The 20,837-nt window shown below is 36.2% G+C and carries 19 protein-coding genes; 10 read left to right on the top strand and 9 right to left on the bottom strand.

Annotated features, from left to right (window positions below):
* Positions 1-65: 65 nt before the first annotated feature.
* Entirely contained in the window at positions 66-4,610 is a 4,545-nt protein-coding gene (dnaE, locus tag DR871_RS05565) for a DNA polymerase III subunit alpha (RefSeq protein WP_113664482.1), read from the bottom strand.
* A 641-nt stretch (positions 4,611-5,251) separates the two neighbouring features.
* Between dnaE and leuC the strand changes: the two genes are divergently transcribed.
* The 4 genes from leuC to leuB all read left to right on the top strand — a co-directional run bounded on the left by leuC (position 5,252) and on the right by leuB (position 10,195).
* On the top strand, positions 5,252-6,646 hold the full coding sequence (gene leuC / locus DR871_RS05560; protein WP_113664483.1) for a 3-isopropylmalate dehydratase large subunit: 1,395 nt from the start codon (positions 5,252-5,254) through the stop codon (positions 6,644-6,646).
* A gap of 191 nt (positions 6,647-6,837) precedes the next feature.
* Positions 6,838-7,434, top strand: coding sequence for a 3-isopropylmalate dehydratase small subunit (gene leuD / locus DR871_RS05555; RefSeq protein WP_113664484.1), 597 nt, complete (start codon positions 6,838-6,840; stop codon positions 7,432-7,434).
* A gap of 139 nt (positions 7,435-7,573) precedes the next feature.
* Positions 7,574-9,100 carry an alpha-isopropylmalate synthase regulatory domain-containing protein gene (locus tag DR871_RS05550; protein WP_113664485.1) on the top strand — a complete coding sequence of 509 codons (1,527 nt, stop codon included), beginning with the start codon at positions 7,574-7,576 and terminating at the stop codon, positions 9,098-9,100.
* 33 nt (positions 9,101-9,133) lie between these two features.
* A complete protein-coding gene (leuB, locus tag DR871_RS05545; RefSeq protein ID WP_113664486.1) occupies positions 9,134-10,195 on the top strand; it encodes a 3-isopropylmalate dehydrogenase in 1,062 nt (353 codons plus the stop codon).
* A gap of 161 nt (positions 10,196-10,356) precedes the next feature.
* On the opposite strand, the gene DR871_RS05540 is transcribed toward leuB, so the two are convergent.
* Positions 10,357-10,719, bottom strand: coding sequence for an RNA recognition motif domain-containing protein (locus tag DR871_RS05540; protein WP_066079550.1), 363 nt, complete (start codon positions 10,717-10,719; stop codon positions 10,357-10,359).
* A 153-nt stretch (positions 10,720-10,872) separates the two neighbouring features.
* Positions 10,873-11,352, bottom strand: coding sequence for a DUF6252 family protein (locus DR871_RS05535; protein WP_113664487.1), 480 nt, complete (start codon positions 11,350-11,352; stop codon positions 10,873-10,875).
* 198 nt (positions 11,353-11,550) lie between these two features.
* Here DR871_RS05535 and DR871_RS05530 point away from each other — a divergent pair, with 198 nt between their 5' ends.
* From DR871_RS05530 to DR871_RS05505, 6 genes are all read left to right on the top strand, one after another.
* On the top strand, positions 11,551-12,108 hold the full coding sequence (locus DR871_RS05530; protein ID WP_113664488.1) for a 30S ribosomal protein S16: 558 nt from the start codon (positions 11,551-11,553) through the stop codon (positions 12,106-12,108).
* Positions 12,109-12,122: 14 nt separating this feature from the next.
* Positions 12,123-12,647 carry a ribosome maturation factor RimM gene (gene rimM, locus DR871_RS05525; RefSeq protein WP_113664489.1) on the top strand — a complete coding sequence of 175 codons (525 nt, stop codon included), beginning with the start codon at positions 12,123-12,125 and terminating at the stop codon, positions 12,645-12,647.
* Between the two features lie 104 nt (positions 12,648-12,751).
* Entirely contained in the window at positions 12,752-13,462 is a 711-nt protein-coding gene (locus DR871_RS05520; RefSeq protein WP_113664490.1) for a tRNA1(Val) (adenine(37)-N6)-methyltransferase, read from the top strand.
* Positions 13,463-13,694: 232 nt separating this feature from the next.
* Positions 13,695-14,873, top strand: a complete 1,179-nt coding sequence (locus tag DR871_RS05515; RefSeq protein ID WP_113664491.1) for an acyl-CoA dehydrogenase family protein — start codon at positions 13,695-13,697, stop codon at positions 14,871-14,873.
* Between the two features lie 92 nt (positions 14,874-14,965).
* Complete coding sequence (locus tag DR871_RS05510; protein WP_113664492.1) at positions 14,966-15,748, top strand: DUF3050 domain-containing protein; 783 nt, start codon at positions 14,966-14,968, stop codon at positions 15,746-15,748.
* A 153-nt stretch (positions 15,749-15,901) separates the two neighbouring features.
* Complete coding sequence (locus DR871_RS05505) at positions 15,902-16,798, top strand: serine/threonine protein phosphatase (RefSeq protein WP_113664493.1); 897 nt, start codon at positions 15,902-15,904, stop codon at positions 16,796-16,798.
* A 34-nt stretch (positions 16,799-16,832) separates the two neighbouring features.
* Here the strand turns inward: DR871_RS05505 and DR871_RS05500 are convergent, their stop codons facing one another.
* The 6 genes from DR871_RS05500 to trmB form a co-directional block, all read right to left on the bottom strand.
* Positions 16,833-17,150 (bottom strand): 2Fe-2S iron-sulfur cluster-binding family protein, encoded by a 318-nt coding sequence (locus DR871_RS05500; protein ID WP_113664494.1) that lies wholly within the window; start codon positions 17,148-17,150, stop codon positions 16,833-16,835.
* Between the two features lie 187 nt (positions 17,151-17,337).
* Positions 17,338-17,577 (bottom strand): NifU family protein, encoded by a 240-nt coding sequence (locus DR871_RS05495; RefSeq protein WP_073205171.1) that lies wholly within the window; start codon positions 17,575-17,577, stop codon positions 17,338-17,340.
* Positions 17,578-17,648: 71 nt separating this feature from the next.
* The gene (locus DR871_RS05490) at positions 17,649-18,779 is read right to left on the bottom strand and encodes an Mrp/NBP35 family ATP-binding protein (RefSeq protein WP_113665429.1); all 1,131 of its coding nucleotides are present in this window, start codon (positions 18,777-18,779) and stop codon (positions 17,649-17,651) included.
* Between the two features lie 197 nt (positions 18,780-18,976).
* Positions 18,977-19,306 carry an MGMT family protein gene (locus DR871_RS05485; protein WP_113664495.1) on the bottom strand — a complete coding sequence of 110 codons (330 nt, stop codon included), beginning with the start codon at positions 19,304-19,306 and terminating at the stop codon, positions 18,977-18,979.
* A 50-nt stretch (positions 19,307-19,356) separates the two neighbouring features.
* Complete coding sequence (locus tag DR871_RS05480) at positions 19,357-19,992, bottom strand: LysE family transporter (RefSeq protein ID WP_113664496.1); 636 nt, start codon at positions 19,990-19,992, stop codon at positions 19,357-19,359.
* A gap of 46 nt (positions 19,993-20,038) precedes the next feature.
* Entirely contained in the window at positions 20,039-20,716 is a 678-nt protein-coding gene (gene trmB / locus DR871_RS05475; protein WP_113664497.1) for a tRNA (guanosine(46)-N7)-methyltransferase TrmB, read from the bottom strand.
* Positions 20,717-20,837: the final 121 nt, after the last annotated feature.

Genomic DNA, 20,837 nt, shown 5'->3' with positions numbered 1-20,837 from the left:
AGCATGAATCCATCAAAAGTTAAAAAATTATGATTACTCCATTATCATTTACAATCCGTAAACCCTTAATTCAACTTGAAGTTAATTTGCATTTTCTCAAGTTCTACCAGCAATTCATTTGAAATTTTGATTTTCAATTTTCTGCTCGGCATCGTTAGTTTGGTAACCACCTTAACTTCTTCTACTTCTTCTACTTTTGCTACAGCATTAGCGTCTGGAATTTCGAGAGTTTCCATTTCAGAATTATCATTTTCATCAACAAAAGCAACTTCTTCATTTTCTAATTCAACTGGAGCAACAGCAACGAGACGTTTTGTTTTTTCCAATTCCATAACCTCAAAAGAAACAGTGTTATCGCCTTTGTTTTCTTGAAAAAGGTGACTCAATTTATGGATAAATTCTGTTTCTAAATCCTTAATATTTAGCAGCACAATTAATTTTCTAGCGAAAGTTTCTAATACATCTTGCAATTGTTTGACCTCAACAAATTGTAGTCTAGGCTCTCCTTTTTTACCAGTATCTCGGTCCGTCCAACCCTCTTTTACCAGTACTTTCATGAAAGTGAAATTATTCTGAATAAAGAAATGACGAAACTTTAAATACTCTTCCCCAAAAATTCGGAACTCATAACTTTCATCATATCCTTCTAATGTAAACATGCCCCAACCTTTTCCATTTTTGGCCACACGATGCTGCACGTTATTGATTATTCCTCCAAACGCAAGGTTTTTACTCACATGCAATTCCATGTTTTTCAACGCTTCCAGTTTGGCATTACAAAAATATTTCATTTCAAATTTGTAATCGTCTAAAGGATGTCCCGAAATATAAATCCCTACGACTTCCTTCTCTTTAGCTAATTTTTCCATCGTGCTCCAATCCTCGCAAGGCGGCACGATAGGTTCTGCGATTTGAACATCACTGCTGTCACCAAACAAACTCACTTGCGATGAATTCTCATTTTCCTGAAATTTTGCACCATACCGAATCGCTTTTTCATAAAAAGTAATTCCATCACCATCATCGTGGAAATACTGCGCTCTCGTTGTCCCTAAAAACGAATCGAATCCTCCGGCCAAAACCAGATTCTCTAATGCTTTTTTATTTGCGGCACGCAAATCAATACGCTTGGTCAAATCAAAAATCGACTTGTATCTTCCGTCTTTCCTATTCTCTACAATTGTTGCAACAGCTCCAGACCCCACACCTTTTACGGCTCCCATTCCAAAACGCACGGCATAGTCGTCATTTACGGTAAATTTGTAAAACGACTCATTTACATCAGGTCCTAAAACCTGTAATCCCATGCGTTTACACTCTTCCATAAAGAACGAAACCTGCTTAATATCACTCATATTATTCGAAAGAACCGCAGCCATATATTCGGCTGGATAATTGGCTTTTAAAAATGCTGTTTGGTATGCAATCCATGCATAACAAGTAGAGTGTGATTTATTAAACGCATATTCCGCAAAAGCTTCCCAATCTTTCCAAATTTTCTCCAGTTTATCTTCGGCATGGCCTTTGGCGGCAGCCTGACTGATAAATTTAGGTTTCATTTTATCCAAAACGTCTTTTTGCTTTTTTCCCATCGCTTTACGCAAAACGTCGGCATCACCTTTAGAGAAATCTGCCAGTTTTTGAGACAAAAGCATTACTTGTTCTTGATAAACCGTAATTCCGTAAGTATCTTTCAGTAATTCTTCGCAGGCATCCAAGTCATAAATAATTTCCTCTTCACCGTTTTTTCGCTTAACGAAACTCGGAATATAGGCAATTGGACCAGGACGATACAACGCATTCATCGCAATCAAATCGGGAAATACTGTTGGCTTCAATTCCTTCATGTATTTCTGCATTCCAGGACTCTCATACTGAAAAATCCCTACTGTTTCTCCCCGTTGAAAAAGTTCGTACGTCTTCAAATCATCAATCGGAAACGTGTCTGGATCAAGATCAATTCCGGTTCTGTATTTTACTAATTTAACGGTGTCTTTTATCAGAGTCAGGGTTTTCAAACCCAAGAAGTCCATCTTCAGCAATCCAGCACTTTCCACAACCGAGTTATCAAACTGAGTCACATACAAATCCGAATCTTTGGCGGTAGCCACAGGAACAAAATCAGTAATATCGCTTGGCGTAATAATTACTCCACAAGCGTGAATCCCTGTATTTCTAAGATTTCCTTCTAAAACTTTGGCTTGCTGAATGGTTTCTCCTCCTAAATCATCTTCATTAGCAAGACCTATTAATTCTTTTATTTTATCGTATTCTTCTGGACGAACCGCCTTTTTAATGATATCTTCTTTTTCATTTAAAAAACGAGCCAAATTCCATTTTGACGGCATCATTCCCGGAATCAATTTCGCAATTTTATCGGCTTCGAATAAAGGCAAATCCAATACACGAGCGGTATCTCGAATCGCCGATTTAGTTGCCATTTTACCGTATGTGATAATTTGCGCCACTTGTTTTGAACCGTATTTTCGGATTACATAATCCATTACACTGCTTCGGCCTTCATCATCAAAATCGATATCAATATCGGGTAGTGACACACGATCCGGATTCAGGAAACGCTCAAAAAGCAGGTTGTACATCAACGGGTCAATATTGGTAATCTTCAAACAATATGCCACCACGGATCCTGCCGCAGACCCCCTTCCAGGCCCTACAGAAACGCCCATACTTCTCGCCTCAGCAATTAAATCCTGTACAATCAGGAAATAACCCGGATAACCGGAATTGGAAATCGTTAACAATTCAAAATCCAATCGTTCCTGAATTTCTTCAGTAATTACGGGATAGCGTCTTCTTGCTCCTTCAAAAGTTAAATGCCTTAAATACGCATTTTCACCTCGTACTCCGCCATCAACTGCATCTTCGGGATTATTGAATTCAACCGGGATTTCAAATTTTGGAAGCAAAACTTCACGTGCCAAATCAAAAATTTCAATCTTATCCACAATCTCCGAGATATTCGAAATGGCTTCCGGCAAATTGGCGAAAAGCTGTTTCATTTCGTCTCCCGACTTGAAATAGTATTCCTGATTAGGCAATCCGTAACGATAGCCACGACCACGACCAATAGGCGTAGTTTGTTTTTCACCGTCTCGCACACACAACAAAATATCGTGTGCATTCGAATTTTCTTTGTCTATATAAAAGGTATTGTTTGTCGCAATAATTTTGACATCATGCTTTCTTGCCAATGAAATTAAAGACGCATTTACCCGATTTTCATCTTCCTGATTGTGACGCATCACCTCAATGTAAAAATCTTGTTTGAATTCGTTTTTCCACCAAAGCAAGGCTTCTTCGGCTTGGTTTTCACCAATGTTTAAAATCTTATTTGGGATTTCACCATAAAGATTTCCAGACAAAACAATAATATCTTCTTTGAATTCCTGAATGACTTTCCTGTCGATTCTTGGCACATAATAAAATCCTTCGGTATACGCGATGGAAGACATTTTAGCCAAATTATGATAGCCTTTTTTGGTCTTCGCCAAAAGTACTATTTGGTATCCATTGTCTTTTACTGACTTATTTTTATGGTCTTCACACACAAAAAATTCACAACCCACAATTGGTTTCATCGGAACTTCGGTAGGTTCCTCGCCATTTTCTATAGCTGCTTTGTTTTTGGCTTCAGCTGCCTTATTATGGTATAAAATATCGCGCACGAAATGAAAAGCTCCCATCAAATTCGCATGATCCGTCATGGCAACCGCAGGCATTTTTTGCTGAGCTGCGGCTTTTACCAATGCCGCAATACTAATTGTAGATTGTAGCACGGAAAATTGGGTGTGATTGTGCAAATGCACAAAAGGCGCATCAATAAGCACCTTTTTATTCTCCGAAAGTTCTGCTCTGGAAACAGCCGGAGCTTGTTTTTCGCCAAACTGCTGCCGAATTTTATCCGAAGCTTCCTTGAGATTGATATGTTTTAAACCAATGAGTTTAATCTCGCTTGGATTCTTACTTTGAAAGTCTTGAAAATAACTAGCTGGAACATCCAGCTCCTCTTTTGTGAAAATATCCCTACGAATTAACTCTAAGAAACAACGCGTTGTTGCCTCCACATCGGCAGTCGCATTGTGCGCTTCGCCGAAAGGTTTATTAAAAAGATAAGAGTGCAATTCCGTTAACGTAGGCAACTTGAATTTTCCTCCTCGACCACCCGGCAATTTTAATAAAGAAGCGGTTACTTCGGTACAGGTATCCAGAATTGGCATAGAACTCATTTGGCTTTCCACTCCCATTCTATAAAACTCACAACCCATAATATTGATGTCAAAACCTAAATTCTGACCCACAATAAATTTGGCTTTGCCTAAGGCAATATTGAATTTTTCCAAAACTTCCGCCAGAGAGATTCCGTCAGCTTCCGCTAGTTCCGTAGAAATACCGTGAATTCGTTCAGCGTCATACGGAATATTAAAACCTTCGGGCTTGACCAAATAATCTTGATGCTCGATGAGTTTTCCCATATCATCGTGCAACTGCCAAGCAATTTGAATACAACGCGGCCAATTATCCGTATCTGAAATGGGAGCGCCCCAACGCTTTGGTAATCCTGTAGTTTCGGTATCGAATATTAAGTACATATCTGGAGTTGAAGTGTTTGTGATTTTAAAAAATCACAAAAAATGAATTTCAAATTTAGTTTTTTTAGAATAGAATTGAAGCAAATAAACAACAAAAAACAAATTTATTTTTGAGGACTATTCTCCTACTAAAACAACAATCATTTTGAAGAAATCATCTTAATCGTACTTTGTTATAAAGATAAAAAGACCACATATTGATTTTTGGATGTCGTAGTATTTCATCAAATAAAAATACTGCAATACGATTAAAAAAAAGTCAACTTACTAATAAAATCAGGTTTAAAAACAGCTTCAACAAAAGTCAAATTGCGAATTTAAAATTAAAAAAAAAATCAATTTAAATCGCATTTAATTAAATATTCACAATCATAACCGCTTTTAAGACATGAATACTAACTATTCGATAAATATCAAAAAATTAAAAAAACTGACAATACACTTTATCTAAATAAAAAACTACACTACTAAAAAAGAAGTCTAAAAGACAAAATTCAGTTAAGAAATATCCGGATGAGATTTTGGGTATCGTATATAATGAAATATTGATAAGTAAAGAATTGATTGTTTTTTTAGTTTTGCTTTCATAGTTATCATCTTAGCCAACTTGGCTATAAAAAAATACATTAAAATATATCAAAATGAGTACTACATTATTTGACAAAGTATGGGATTCGCACGTGGTGCGTAAGATAGAAGATGGACCGGACGTGTTTTTTATTGACCGTCATTTCATCCATGAAGTTACTAGTCCTGTAGCTTTTTTAGGTTTAAAAGAACGAGGAATTTCGGTTTTATACCCAGAACGCACTTTTGCTACTGCGGATCATAATACACCTACCATAAACCAACACTTGCCAGTTGAAGATGCATTATCTGCCAATCAACTAAAAGCATTGGAAGACAACGCAGCAGAATATGGTATTTCTCACTGGGGATTAGGTCATAAAAAAAATGGAATTGTACACGTTGTAGGTCCTGAAAACGGAATCACTTTACCAGGTGCCACTATTGTTTGTGGAGACTCACACACTTCTACGCATGGTGCTTTTGGCGCAATTGCTTTTGGTATTGGAACTTCGGAGGTTGAAATGGTTATGGCTACACAATGTATCATGCAACCAAAACCAAAGAAAATGCGCATCAACGTAAATGGTAAATTGAGCAAAGGTGTTGGTCCAAAAGACGTTGCACTTTATATTATTTCTCAATTAACGACTTCTGGAGGTACCGGATATTTTGCAGAATATGCTGGAAACGTTTTTGAAGATATGTCGATAGAAGGTCGTATGACTGTTTGTAACTTGAGTATCGAAATGGGAGCTCGTGGTGGTATGATTGCACCTGACCAAAAAACATTCGATTTCTTAGAAGGAAGATTATACGCTCCAAAAGGCGAGGCTTGGGATAAAGCTGTTGCGTATTGGAAAACGTTAAAAACCGATGCTGATGCTGTTTTTGATGCAGAATTAAATATTGATGCTGCAGATATTGAACCAATGATTACTTATGGTACAAATCCAGGAATGGGAATTGGTATCTCAAAAAATATCCCGAATGCCAACCAAGTGGAAGGTGGCGCGGAAACATACAAAAAATCGTTAGCCTACATGGGTTTTGAAGAAAACGATGTAATGATTGGTAAACCAATCGATTTTGTTTTCTTAGGAAGTTGTACTAATGGTAGAATCGAAGATTTCAGAGCTTTTACAGAAATTGTAAAAGGGCGTAAAAAAGCAGAAAATGTTACGGCTTGGTTAGTTCCGGGATCTCATGTTGTAGAAGCACAAATCAAAGAAGAAGGACTTTTGGACATTCTTACTGAAGCTGGTTTTGTATTACGCCAGCCGGGTTGTTCCGCTTGTTTAGCAATGAATGACGATAAAGTACCTGCAGGAAAATACGCAGTAAGCACCTCAAACAGAAACTTCGAAGGTCGTCAAGGTCCAGGTTCAAGAACTTTGTTAGCTTCTCCAATTATGGCAGCAGCTGCAGCAGTGACGGGAGTATTGACAGATCCAAGAGATTTGTTTTAAAAGATTTCAGATTGAAGATTAACGATTTCTGAATTCAGATTTCGCTAGTCCACAAATCACAGATTTCTTTAACAGCATTCATATTAGAACAGACAATTTACATTACACAAAATAATATTAACGTTTACGATTATATTTTCCTCACGGTAAATCAAAAATCATAAATCGTTAATCAAAAATCATAAATCACAATGGCATACGATAAATTTAATATCCTGACCAGTAGTGCAGTGCCACTACCAATAGAAAATGTGGATACCGATCAAATAATCCCTGCACGTTTCTTAAAAGCAACTGAACGCGTTGGTTTTGGAGACAATCTTTTCCGTGACTGGAGATACAATGGAGATGGCACTCCAAAAGCAGATTTTGTACTAAATGACACAACGTATAGCGGGAAGATATTAGTTGGCGGGAAAAACTTTGGCTCCGGTTCTTCAAGAGAGCACGCAGCTTGGGCAGTATACGATTACGGATTTCGTGCTGTTGTTTCTAGTTTCTTTGCAGATATCTTCAAAGGGAATTGCTTGAATATTGGTGTTTTACCAGTTCAAGTGAGTCCAGAATTTGCCGAAACTATTTTCAAGGCTATTGAAGCTGATCCAAAAACAAATTTAGAAATCAACCTTCCGGAACAAACTATTATACTAAAAGCTACCGGTCAAAAAGAATCTTTCGCTATATCTGGTTATAAAAAAGATAATATGATTAATGGTTTTGATGATATTGATTATTTGCAAAACATCAAAGAGGAGATTGTTGGGTTTGCAGACAAACTTCCTTACTAGAAAACAAACAATAAAAAAGCAGTCATCTAAAGTTCAATAGTATAATTAAGCCCGAGAACTGCTTTTACCTTTTTATAAAAACACAAAAGCAAGACTTCAAATTACTGAAATCAAAACTACTTTTAGCATCAAATTTATAATGAAAAAAAGAAAAATTGAAATAATGGATACGACACTCCGTGATGGTGAACAAACCTCGGGAGTATCATTTTCTGCTGCAGAAAAACTAACCATTGCGCAATTGTTGTTGGAAGAATTAAATATTGATAGAATCGAAATTGCTTCTGCACGCGTGAGCGAAGGGGAATTTCAGGGTGTGAAAGGAATAATGAATTGGGCTAACGAAAAAAATTACTCCAATAGAATTGAAGTTTTAACCTTTGTAGATGGCGGGCTTTCCATAGATTGGATGAAAAAAACCGGAGCTAAAGTCCAGAATTTATTAACCAAAGGATCTTTGAATCATTTAACGCATCAGTTAAAAAAAACACCCACACAGCATTTTACCGAAATTGCTCAAGCCATAACTTTGGCTCAGGAAAATAATATTGAGACCAATGTATATTTAGAAGATTGGAGTAACGGAATGCGTAATTCCCCTGAATATGTGTTTGAATATTTAGATTTTCTAACCAAACAACCTATAAAAAGAGTCTTGCTACCGGATACTTTAGGCGTTTTGATTCCTTCAGAAACTTTTGAATTTATTTCGAAAATTATAGCAAGATACCCTGATACTCATTTTGATTTTCATGCACATAACGACTATGATTTAAGCATCGCTAATGTAATGGAAGCGGTGAAAGCCGGTATTCAAGGACTCCACGTGACCGTAAATGGAATGGGAGAACGCGCTGGAAATGCTCCACTTGAAAGCACTGTTGCTGTAATCAATGACTTTTTTCCACAAATAGAAATTGGCGTAAAAGAATCTTCATTATATTCTGTGAGTAAATTGGTCGAAACTTTTACAGGATACAGAATTCCAGCAAACAAACCAATTGTTGGTGACAATGTATTTACACAAACAGCCGGTATTCATGCTGACGGAGACAACAAAAATAATTTATATTTTAATGATTTGCTTCCAGAACGTTTTGGAAGAAAACGAAAATATGCTCTTGGAAAAACATCCGGAAAAGCTAATATTGAAAAAAACCTTCAGGAATTGGGTCTTCAATTAAACTCTGAGGATTTAAAGTTAGTTACCCAAAGGATTATTGAATTAGGTGATAAAAAAGAAACCGTTACCAAAGAGGATTTACCTTATATAATCTCTGATGTTTTAGATAGTCAAACCTATCAGGAAAAGATTATTGTTGAGTCCTATATTTTATCTCATGCAAAAGGCATGCGTCCATCGACTACTTTATCTTTAAAAATAGACGGTGAAATCATTGAAGAGCACGCACAGGGTGACGGACAATTTGATGCTTTTATGAATGCACTGGCAAAAATATACAAAAGCAAAAATTTAGAATTACCTAAATTGATTGATTATGCTGTCCGAATTCCGCCAGGAAGTAGTTCTGACGCCTTATGCGAAACCATAATTACCTGGACGAATAATGAAAAAGAATTCAAAACCAGAGGACTTGATTCAGACCAAACAGTTGCCGCGATCATTGCAACACAAAAGATGTTGAATGTTGTTGCAGCACAATAATAAATAGAAATATATTAATATAAAATATACCTAATGAAATTTAACATAGCCCTTTTAGCCGGAGACGGAATTGGACCCGAAGTAATCCATGAAGCTGTAAAAGTTTCGGATGCTATTGCAAAAAAATTCAACCATGAAATCACTTGGACGCCTGCACTTACAGGAGCTTGTGCCATTGACGCCGTTGGAGTTCCTTATCCTGATGAAACGCATGAAATTTGTATGGCAGCTGATGCTGTTTTATTCGGAGCCATTGGACATCCAAAGTATGATAACGACCCAAGTGCACCTGTAAGACCCGAACAAGGTTTACTATTGATGCGTAAAAAATTAGGCTTGTTTGCCAATGTACGTCCAACCTTTACATTCCCGTCTTTGATTGATAATTCTCCTTTGAAAAGAGAACGCATCGAAGGAACTGATTTGGTTTTCTTGAGAGAACTTACCGGAGGAATTTATTTTGGAGAAAAAGGAAGAAAAGACGATGGCGAAACAGCTTTCGACACCTGTACGTACACCAGACCTGAAGTACAACGTTTAGCAAAAAAAGGCTTTGAATTAGCCATGACCCGAACTAAAAAACTATGTTGTGTGGACAAAGCCAATGTAATGGAAACTTCCAGATTGTGGAGAGAAACCGTACAAGCCATGGAAAAAGACTACCCTGAAGTAACAGTAAGTTATGAATTTGTTGATGCTGTTGCGATGCGTTTAGTACAATGGCCAAACTCTTATGATGTCTTGATTACAGAAAACTTATTTGGAGATATATTAACGGATGAAGCTTCTGTAATTTCAGGTTCTATGGGATTGATGCCTTCTGCATCTGTTGGAGAACATACTTCATTGTACGAACCTATTCATGGATCTTATCCACAAGCTACAGGATTAAATATTGCAAATCCACTAGCGACAGTATTGTCTGCAGCAATGATGTTTGAAGATGCATTTGGATTAAAAGAAGAAGCAGAGGCTATTAGAACAGTAGTTAACAAATCATTGGAACAAGGAATTGTGACCGAGGATTTAGCTTCGAAAGACTCAAAAGCATACAAAACTAGTGAAGTTGGTGACTGGCTAGTTGCTAATCTGTAAATTTTAAAAGTTTCATTTGTTTAAAATTGAGTAATAGCTAAGATTACAACCTGAAAAAACAACACTACCATTTAGCTTTTACTCAGCTTTAAACAAAACAATAAAAAATAAAAAAGGTGTCAATTTTCATTGACACCTTTTTTTATAGCTAGAAAAAAATATTAATATCCTCCTCTGTTTCCACCACCACGGTTTTCTCCACCACGGCTGTTTCCACCACCATAACCACCGCGTGAATCTCCACCACGACTGTTATTGTTAAAACTTCTTCTTTCACCTTCTGGTTTAGGCTCAGATTTGTTTACTACGATTGCACGTCCTTGAACAGTAGCTCCGTTCAATTCGTCAATTGCTTTTTGAGCTTCGTCATCATTTGGCATCTCAACAAAACCAAATCCTTTACTTCTTCCAGTAAATTTATCAGTAATAATTTTAACTGAATCAACTGCTCCGTAAGCCTCGAAAGACTCTCTTAAATCTGCTTCCTCAATACTGAATGGAAGGCTTCCAACAAAAATATTCATATGTACTTATTTAAATAATACAACAAATGTACTGCATTTATTTTCTAATCTACTATATATTAGCTTATTTATGATTTTATTTTAAATCGTCAACCCAAAAGATTCTAACAAAACATCTGATTTTTGTAATTTAATACTCTAATTTATCATAGTTTACGGAACTTGCTGACTTATTGGAACCTTATAAAAAACGCCCTGTTGAAAATTCAAAACATCACCAGCTAACGGATTGCCGTCTGCATTTTCTGCATTAAATTTAAATGTTCCTGATACGGTACTATTTACATCATCATATTCGGTGATAACAATTTCACCGTCACCAATCCCAATTCCAGTTGTAAAGGAAATTTCATCCGCACCAACAGTCAATACATAAACAGCTGTTTTAGAGTTGCTGGTAGCTAAAGGAAAATTTTGAATAGCAGTAGAAGTGGTTCTTAAAGTTAAAACCTCATTTCCAGTATATCCTTCAATCATCAAAGAACCGTCAGAAGCCAAGAATGCTTTAGAGTCCACTGCTCTCCAAAACACATTATCTTTCATACCTTGAAAAGAAGGGTTGTTAAAACTCACGTTTTCCTCACAAGAAAATATAGCAAAAATCACGACCAGAAACAGCAAATATTTTTTCATAAAAACTCTTTTGAACTAACAAAAATAAGGCAATAAAGCGTAAAAACTAGAATTTCATTAAAGAAAATCCAGTCAAAATCAACTTAACCCTTTACTATTCATTAAAATATACATCGAATTAGCATTTATCAATAAAAGATGTATCTTTGCACCCTTAATTAACAGGGGTCGAGTACCTCAAAATTTAATCACAAGATTATGTCAGTAAAAATTAGATTACAAAGACACGGTAAAAAAGGAAAACCTTTTTACTGGGTTGTAGCAGCAGATGCACGCTCAAAAAGAGACGGTAAATACCTTGAAAAAATTGGTACTTACAATCCAAACACAAACCCAGCAACTATCGACTTAAACCTTGATAGCGCAGTAAAATGGTTGCACAATGGTGCTCAACCAACTGATACTGCAAAAGCAATTCTTTCTTACAAAGGAGCTTTATTGAAACATCACCTTGACGGTGGTATCCGTAAAGGAGCTCTAACTCAAGAACAAGCTGATGCTAAATTAAACGCTTGGTTAGATGCAAAATCTGGAAAAGTTGATGCTAAAAAAGAAGGTTTAACTAAAGCACAAGCTGATGTTAAAGCTAAAGCTTTCAAAGCAGAACAAGATGTTAACGCTAAACGTTTAGCTGCAGCTGCTCAAGCAGAAGCTGATGCTATCGCTGCTGCAACACCAGCTGTTGAAGAAGTTGCTGAAGTTGAAGCTGAAGAAGCTCCTGCTGCAGAAGAAAATAACGAAACAACTGAAGCATAATTTAAGAAGCGAAGATGCGTAAAGAAGATTGTTTCTACTTAGGTAAAATCGCTAAAAAATTTAGTTTCAAAGGAGAAGTTCTTGCCTATTTAGACACGGACGAACCTGAGTTATACGAAAACTTGGAATCAGTGTTTGTTGAATGCAACAAACACTTGGTTCCTTTTTTTATTGAAAGCAGTTCACTACACAAAAACGATTTCCTTAGAATTCGTTTTGAAGACATGAATACCGAGGAAGCTGCTGATGCCGTTATAGGCAATGCCATTTATCTTCCTTTAAATATGTTGCCAAAACTTACCGGCAACAAATTCTATTTCCACGAAGTAATTGGTTTTGAAGTTGAAGACAAACGTCTTGGCGTTGTAGGGAAAATTCAATCCATAAATGATACTACTGCCCAACCTCTTTTTGAAGTTTTAAACGGTGATGTAGAAATCTTGATTCCAATGATTGACCATTTCTTGGTTAAAATCGATAGAGAAAACAAAAAAGTCATCATGGATTTACCAGAAGGATTGATTGAAATGTATCTTTAGACTGCTTAGACATTTTAGATTTTTAGACTTCTTAGATTTTAGAATTATCTTTTCTCTATCCTCTTTTTCTTTTTTTGTCTTAATACTTAAACCTTACTACTTTTATGTCTTTCAAATTTAAACAATTTTCAGTAGAACAAGATCGTTGTGCCATGAAAATTGGAACAGATGGCGTTTTATTGGGTGCTTGGACTCCAATTGAAAACAATCCGTTCAGCATTTTAGATATTGGAGCCGGAACTGGTGTTATTGCTTTGATGCTAGCACAACGGAGTCATGCCGAACAAATTGATGCGTTAGAAATTGATGAAGAAGCGTACGAACAATCCGTAGATAATTTTGAAAACTCACCTTGGAGTGATCGCTTATTCTGTTTTCATGCCGGTTTAGATGAATTTGTAGAAGAACCAGAAGACGAGTACGATTTAATTGTTTCCAATCCCCCATTTTATACTGAAGATTATAAATCTGATAACGAACAGCGTGATTTAGCCCGTTTTGCTGACGCGATGCCTTTTGAAGATTTGATTGAAGCAGCTGATTTATTACTTTCGGAAAACGGTTTATTTGCCGTAATTATTCCTTACAAAGAAGAGCAAAAATTTTTGGCTTTAGCCAAAGATTATGAATTATATCCTTTAAAAATAACTCGCGTAAAAGGAACTCCAACTACAGAAATTAAACGCAGTTTATTGGCCTTCAGCCGAAATGAAAATGTGAATTTTCCAATTGATGAATTAATAATTGAAACTTCGAGACATCAATACACTTCCGAATATATTGAATTGACAAAAGATTATTATTTGAAGATGTAATTCAAAATCACATCTAAAAATAACAGCACTACTACTCCAAACAAATTTTCCAAGAGAACTAATTATTTTATTGTAAATTAGTACATCAATTTTTAAATAAAACGAGCTTTGAAAAACCAACTTTATATTTAAAAATCAATTACTTCTAGGTTATAATATAAAAATATAACATTTGTTAATGCTTTTGTTATATTTCTTTATGTAAATTTGCATTACATTAAAATTAACATCCATGAAACCAGACTTATTTCAATCTCCAGATTATTACTTACTAGACGACTTACTAACCGAAGAACACAAATTAGTGCGTGACTCCGCACGTGCGTGGGTAAAAAAAGAAGTTTCTCCTATTATTGAAGAATATGCTCAAAAGGCAGAATTCCCAAAACAAATCATAAAAGGTTTGGGTGAAATAGGCGGATTTGGTCCTTACATTCCAGAAGAATATGGAGGAGCTGGTCTTGATCAAATATCTTATGGTTTAATCATGCAGGAAATTGAGCGTGGAGATTCTGGTGTACGATCTACTTCATCAGTACAATCCTCTTTGGTAATGTATCCAATCTGGAAATACGGAAATGAAGAGCAACGCGTAAAATATTTACCAAAGTTAGCCACTGGCGAATACATGGGTTGCTTTGGATTAACGGAACCTAACTACGGTTCAGATCCAGGAAGTATGATTACCAACTTCAAAGATATGGGCGATCATTATTTATTGAATGGTGCCAAAATGTGGATTTCAAATGCTCCCTTTGCAGATATCGCTATTGTTTGGGCAAAAAATGAAGAAGGAAGAATTCACGGTTTAATTGTAGAACGCGGAATGGAAGGTTTTACCACTCCAGAAACGCACAACAAATGGTCGCTTCGTGCTTCTTCAACCGGAGAATTGATTTTTGATAATGTAAAAGTTCCGAAAGGGAACTTATTACCAAATAAATCTGGATTAGGAGCACCCCTTGGCTGTCTTGATTCAGCACGTTACGGAATTGCTTGGGGCGCTATTGGCGCAGCCATGGATTGCTATGATACAGCATTACGTTACGCAAAAGAAAGAATTCAGTTTGACAAACCTATTGCGGGAACCCAATTACAACAAAAGAAATTAGCCGAAATGATTACTGAAATCACCAAAGCGCAATTATTGACTTGGAGATTAGGCGTTTTAAGAAATGAAGGTAAAGCTACAACGGCTCAGATCTCAATGGCAAAAAGAAATAATGTAGATATGGCAATTCATATTGCCCGTGAAGCCAGACAAATGCTGGGCGGAATGGGAATTACCGGAGAATATTCTATCATGCGACACATGATGAATTTAGAGTCGGTGATTACTTATGAAGGAACACATGATATCCATCTATTGATTACCGGAATGGATATTACTGGAATTCCAGCTTTTAAATAGTAGTAAACGATTATTAAAGTATTTGTAAAATTGATAGAAAAAGCTTCTTGGAAACAGGAAGCTTTTTTATATTTACATAAAAAATACCATCCATGAATATTGAGACAATCAACAATAGCATTCAGCCCCAAAAAGAACTATTGTTACAACATTCTTTATACAAAAAAGTTAGAACCATTGAAGATTTACAGTGTTTTCTCGAAAACCATGTTTATGCCGTTTGGGATTTCATGTCGTTATTAAAAGCATTACAATCTAAACTGACCTGTACAACGACTCCATGGTTTGCTACTCAAAATCCCCAAACCAGATATTTGATAAATGAAATAGTGCTTGCGGAAGAGTCTGATTTAACACTAGACGGAAACCGCTCCAGTCATTACGAAATGTACATTGAAGCAATGAAAGCTTGTGGAGCAAACACCGCTGGAATTGAAGATTTTTTATCCGAAGTAGATTCGCTTAAAAATATATTTGTTGCTATCAAAACAAGCAATTTACACCCTAATATCAAAGCGTTCTTAGATTTTACGTTCAGAGTTATTGAAGAGGGAAAATCTCATGAAATCGCTGCCGCTTTTACTTTTGGAAGAGAAGATTTGATTCCAAGTATGTTTACCGAAATCCTAAAAAACTTTCAAGCAAATTTCCCAGAAACAGATTTGAGTAAACTCATTTACTATTTTGAAAGACACATTCAACTGGATGCTGACGAACACGGTCCGATGGCAATGAAAATGATCATAGAACTTTGTGGAACAGATGCACAGAAATGGTCCGATGTAGAAGAGGTTTCAAAATTAGCCTTAGAAAAACGCATCGGTCTTTGGGATGCAATCGAAGAAACAATTACTATGAATGTTGCGTTGGCATAAATCCAACACATCCAGATAAACGTAACTATTATTTAGAAATGTATTATATCTAATTTCAAAATAATGAAAAACGACTTCTTAAAAGAAGTACCGATGAAAAAAATAGCTTTATTAGCTATTTTTTTTATCTTTATTTTTCTTTAAAACAAACAAATGTCTTCTCAAGAACGATTAACAAAAGCCTACAAAGAAGCTGAAAGGATTCCTTTTGACGACCAATCCAAATTCATTCTTTTTAGTGATTGTCACAGAAGTGATAATAGTTTTGCCGATGACTTTGCAAGCAATCGAAACGTATACTTTCATGCAATGACTCAATATTACAATGATGGTTTTTCCTATTGTGAATTGGGTGACGGAGATGAATTATGGGAGAATATTTTTTTTAAAACCATCTTTGAAGCACACAAAAACGTCTATCTTTTACTAAAGAAGTTCCATGATTCCAATAGATATCATAAAATTTGGGGCAATCATGAAATGACTTTTCGGGATAAAGATCATGTAGCAAAAACACTTACCACCTATACAAACACCCAAAACGATACGCTTGCACCTTTATTTACCGGCATTAAATGCCATGAAGCTATTGTTTTGATTCATCAGGATACTAAGCAGGAACTATTTTTGACTCATGGACATCAAGCTGATTTTATGAATTATGTAGGCTGGAAGATCAACAGATTTATGGTTCGTATTTTATGGAAACCACTCCAAATCTGGGGAATATCAGATCCTACAAGTCCCGCAAAAAATTATGTGGAACGTATAAAAATCGAACTCCGAATTAAAAAATGGATTGAGAACAACAATCGCAAAATCACCATTGTAGGCCATACGCATCGCCCCAGTTTTTCCTATCCAAGTCAGAACAGCACGCCTTATTTTAATGACGGGAGCTGCGTACATCCAAGAAGCATTACTGGCATCGAGATTGTAAATGGAACAATCACATTGATAAAATGGTTCATTGACACCAAGGAAAATGGCATTCTTCAAATTGTTAGGGAAGTACTTGAAGGCCCGACAAATCTAAAAGATTATCAATAAAAAAGCGTTTGCTAAGAACAAACGCTTTTTTTATTTAATTTTCAGGAGCCAACTCCAGTTCTAATCCTTCGAGACTTTCGGTGATTGCTATTTGACAACCCAAACGACTGTTTGACTTTACGTAGAATGCTTCGGACAGCATTGCTTCTTCATCATCGCCCATTTCTGGCAAGGGCACATCATTTAGCACATAACATTGACAAGAAGCACACATGGCCATTCCGCCACAAGTTCCTTCTACAGGAAGCTCATAGGCTTTGCATAATTCCATGATGTTCATGGCCATATCTGTAGGAGCCTGTAATTCGTGCACTACTCCTTCTCGATCTTTAATTTTTATTAATACATCCATAAATCAGTTATGAGTTATAAGTTATGTGTTGTGGGTATGCAAATTTGCGTGAGGGATAGCAGCTAGCTACCGAAGTAGCGCGGATAGCCCGACGCATTTAAGAAAAAAGGCAGCTACCCAGTATATCGAGTAGCCTTTTTTCTTAAAAGGGTCACGCCCTCCTTCGACTGCGCTCAGGATGACAAATTTATAGAATGTTTACAACAGTTTCTATTTGTGGAGCAAACTTTTTGATGGTAGTTTCCACGCCGGCTCTCAGCGTCATTTGGTTTACACTGCAACTCGTGCATGCTCCTTCGAGACGCACCTTTACGTGTTTGTCGTCTTCGATGGAAATCAGTGTGATATCGCCACCGTCAGAATTCAAAAAGGGTCTAATTTCTTCGAGCGCTTTTTGAACTTCTATTGTTAATTCTTCTGTTGTCATAATTAGATTATTGGATTTTTAGACTTTTAGATTTCTTAGTTTGTCTAAGTAGTCTAAAAAATCTAAGTAGTCTATTTTTTATTTACTGCTGAACAACCGGCCATAGTAGTAATTTTAACTGCCTCAGTCGCAGGTAAACTTTCATTTCTATTTACGGTTTCTTGCACTACATTTCTTGTGATTTGTTCGAAAACGGTTTCAATAACGGAACCGGTTTGCATTGCTGCCGGACGACCGTAATCTCCCGCTTCACGAATGGATTGTACGATAGGCACTTCACCAAGGAACGGTACGCCTAAGTCTTCTGAAAGATTTCTAGCTCCTTCTTTTCCAAAGATGTAATATTTATTTTCCGGTAATTCTTCTGGTGTGAAATACGCCATGTTTTCTATAATTCCCAACACAGGAACATTTATAGCTTCAGACATGAACATTGAAACTCCTTTTTTGGCATCGGCCAAAGCTACTGCTTGTGGCGTACTTACGATGACAACACCTGTAATAGGCAATGATTGTACGATTGAAAGGTGAATATCTCCTGTTCCCGGAGGCAAATCGACTAACATGAAATCCAATTCTCCCCAGTCCGCATCAAAAATCATTTGGTTCAACGCTTTTGAAGCCATTGGTCCTCTCCAGATTACCGCTTGACTTGGCGCTGTAAAAAATCCTATTGAAAGAATTTTCACTTCGTAACTTTCAACCGGTTTCATTTTTGATTTTCCATCAACGGTTACCGAAATTGGTTTTTCGCTTTCTACGTCGAACATGATTGGCATCGATGGTCCATAAATATCCGCATCAAGAATTCCTACTGAGAAACCCATTTTAGCCAATGATACCGCTAGATTTGCTGTAACAGTAGATTTTCCTACTCCTCCTTTACCAGAGGCAACACCAATAATATTTTTGATTCCCGGAATTGATTTCCCTTTGATTTCCGGTTTGTCCGGAACCTCAACTTTACTATTAATTTTGATTTTAGCATCTGGAGATACTAATTCAAGAATTGTTTTTTTGATATCGTCTTCGGCACGTTTTTTTATGTGCATAGCTGGTGTATGCAATACTAAATCAACTACAACCTCATCGCCAAAAGTTATCACATTTGCTATTGCGCCACTTTCCACCATGTTTTTTCCTTCTCCAGCTATAGTAATTGTTTCTAACGCTTTAAGAATATCTTTTCTATCTAATTTCATTTTTAGTTTATTGTTTTCTGTCGGCATTTCATGCCAAAATATTATCTTTATTTAAACTGATTTCAGATTACAAAGATACTATGAAAAGTTCTTATTATAAAGGATTTGTATCGCATTTATTGATGTGAGAATTGACGGCAATTATCAGAGAAATATCGTTTTTTAATATCAAAAAATAACGTTCGGACTTTTAGGCGTTACTCGACCCTAACTTCCGGTTGCCAGAAATATTTTTCGAAATCTACTATTTGGTTATCCACCACAACAATTCCTTCGTTTTCCAATAATTGTTGCATCAAATTGGTTCCGTCAAAATGTAATTTACCGGTAAGTAAACCCTTTCGATTCACCACGCGATGCGCCGGAACATCTTCCAGATTATGAGATGCATTCATTGCCCAACCTACCATTCGAGCAGAACGAGCTGTTCCTAATGCCTTTGCAATAGCGCCATAAGAAGTTACTTTTCCGTGCGGAATTTGTCTGGTTATGAAATATACTCTCTCGAAAAAATTGTCGTTTGACATGATGCTGAATCTAATAAAAAGTCTGTTTATTGTTCTTGAGCGGTAAAAAATTATCGCAGATAATACCGTATGATATTAATTAAAGTGATTAAGGATATCAATCCGGTAATGCTACCTATAATTGTATTCATATTGCGCATCAGATAATCCGTTTTGTCTTGAATTTTTTGAAAAAAAGTGATGTAACAATAAAACACAAAAAAAGATCCTAAAACCACACCTGTTACAAAGGTAAAAACATGGGTCGTATCAAAATAAAACAAATTGTATGACGCTAATGTAACGCTTACAAAAACATAATAAGGAATAGGAAAAAAGTTAAGCGCAGAGAGCAACATCCCAAGAAAAAAACGAGTGGAAGTACTCTTATTTTTCATTTTACCTTTTTTCTTTTTTGGCTTTTTGGCAATCAATAAGAAATAAATCGTCAATACTGCAAAGATCCCAAAACCAACTTCCCGTAACAAAACAATAACATCCGGACGCTCTTTTATAAACTGAGCAAAAAATATAGCAAGCGCCGCTTGAAAGAAAATTATAATTACTGCACCTAAAACAAACCAGTACGCACTTCTTTTTCCTTCCTTGAGATTCACTTTAGCGGCCGTCATATTGATTAACCCAGGAGGCGTAATCCCAACAAAGGCCGTAACGAAACCCAAAAACAAAGAAGTGATAAAATTCATAGGCAAGGTGCAAGATCAAAAAAAGAAATCTGTTTCAAATATAAAACTATTCTTTAATTTTAAATCGAATATACGTAATTGCTTTGTTAATTTCTAAATATTGTTTTTCATAGAACGTCTGAAAAGCAGTTACTTCCTCTGGACTTCCTTCATTTACATACACATTATGATTGGCATACAAAACCTCGTGCCCTTCTCCATGCAACAACCCTAAAGTATACCCATGCATGAACTCACTGTCGGTTTTTAAGTTTACAATACCGTCTTTTTTGAGGATTTTTTTATACAATTGCAAAAACTCCGAATTTGTCATTCTGTGTTTCGTCCGCTTGTATTTTATTTGCGGATCCGGAAAAGTAATCCAGATTTCATCTACTTCGTTTTCAGCAAAAATATGGTTGATCAATTCGATTTGGGTTCTGATAAAAGCCACATTATACATTCCGGTTTCAACCGCTGTTTTGGCTCCACGCCAAAAACGAGCTCCTTTGATATCGATTCCCACAAAATTTTTATTTGGATATCGTTCCGCAAGGCCCACAGAATATTCCCCTTTTCCACAGCCTAATTCCAGTACCAATGGATTCTCATTTTTAAAGAATTCTGAGTTCCATTTCCCTTTCAACGGAAATAAATCGCCTACCACTTCTTCTCTTGTTGGTTGAAAAACATTGTTGAATGTCTCGTTTTCTTTGAACCGCTTTAATTTATTTTTGCTTCCCACTTTTTTAGAATATTTCGGCAAAATTAAGGAAATATATAAGACCGAATGCCGAAGCGGTAAAAAAATGAAAAAACGTTTTCAAAATCGCTATTTGTAAGCTGATATTTTATCCAGTTCTTTA

The organism is Flavobacterium petrolei (assembly GCF_003314435.2).
GTDB classification, from domain to species: Bacteria; Bacteroidota; Bacteroidia; order Flavobacteriales; family Flavobacteriaceae; genus Flavobacterium; species Flavobacterium petrolei.
The sequence above is the reverse complement of the archived record's forward strand: the minus strand, read 5'-3'. Positions and strand labels throughout refer to the sequence as shown.

What these genes read in the sequence shown, in the direction of transcription:
- rimM (WP_113664489.1), top strand. Translation starts at nt 12,123, where the DNA reads ATGCGTAAAGAAGATTGTTTCTACTTAGGTAAAATCGCTAAAAAATTT.
- DR871_RS05550 (WP_113664485.1), top strand. Translation starts at nt 7,574, where the DNA reads ATGAAAAAAAGAAAAATTGAAATAATGGATACGACACTCCGTGATGGT.
- DR871_RS05500 (WP_113664494.1), bottom strand. Translation starts at nt 17,150, where the DNA reads ATGGATGTATTAATAAAAATTAAAGATCGAGAAGGAGTAGTGCACGAA.
- DR871_RS05480 (WP_113664496.1), bottom strand. Translation starts at nt 19,992, where the DNA reads ATGAATTTTATCACTTCTTTGTTTTTGGGTTTCGTTACGGCCTTTGTT.
- leuC (WP_113664483.1), top strand. Translation starts at nt 5,252, where the DNA reads ATGAGTACTACATTATTTGACAAAGTATGGGATTCGCACGTGGTGCGT.
- DR871_RS05530 (WP_113664488.1), top strand. Translation starts at nt 11,551, where the DNA reads ATGTCAGTAAAAATTAGATTACAAAGACACGGTAAAAAAGGAAAACCT.
- DR871_RS05510 (WP_113664492.1), top strand. Translation starts at nt 14,966, where the DNA reads ATGAATATTGAGACAATCAACAATAGCATTCAGCCCCAAAAAGAACTA.
- leuD (WP_113664484.1), top strand. Translation starts at nt 6,838, where the DNA reads ATGGCATACGATAAATTTAATATCCTGACCAGTAGTGCAGTGCCACTA.
- DR871_RS05515 (WP_113664491.1), top strand. Translation starts at nt 13,695, where the DNA reads ATGAAACCAGACTTATTTCAATCTCCAGATTATTACTTACTAGACGAC.
- DR871_RS05495 (WP_073205171.1), bottom strand. Translation starts at nt 17,577, where the DNA reads ATGACAACAGAAGAATTAACAATAGAAGTTCAAAAAGCGCTCGAAGAA.
- dnaE (WP_113664482.1), bottom strand. Translation starts at nt 4,610, where the DNA reads ATGTACTTAATATTCGATACCGAAACTACAGGATTACCAAAGCGTTGG.
- DR871_RS05520 (WP_113664490.1), top strand. Translation starts at nt 12,752, where the DNA reads ATGTCTTTCAAATTTAAACAATTTTCAGTAGAACAAGATCGTTGTGCC.
- DR871_RS05485 (WP_113664495.1), bottom strand. Translation starts at nt 19,306, where the DNA reads ATGTCAAACGACAATTTTTTCGAGAGAGTATATTTCATAACCAGACAA.
- DR871_RS05535 (WP_113664487.1), bottom strand. Translation starts at nt 11,352, where the DNA reads ATGAAAAAATATTTGCTGTTTCTGGTCGTGATTTTTGCTATATTTTCT.
- DR871_RS05505 (WP_113664493.1), top strand. Translation starts at nt 15,902, where the DNA reads ATGTCTTCTCAAGAACGATTAACAAAAGCCTACAAAGAAGCTGAAAGG.
- DR871_RS05490 (WP_113665429.1), bottom strand. Translation starts at nt 18,779, where the DNA reads ATGAAATTAGATAGAAAAGATATTCTTAAAGCGTTAGAAACAATTACT.
- DR871_RS05540 (WP_066079550.1), bottom strand. Translation starts at nt 10,719, where the DNA reads ATGAATATTTTTGTTGGAAGCCTTCCATTCAGTATTGAGGAAGCAGAT.
- leuB (WP_113664486.1), top strand. Translation starts at nt 9,134, where the DNA reads ATGAAATTTAACATAGCCCTTTTAGCCGGAGACGGAATTGGACCCGAA.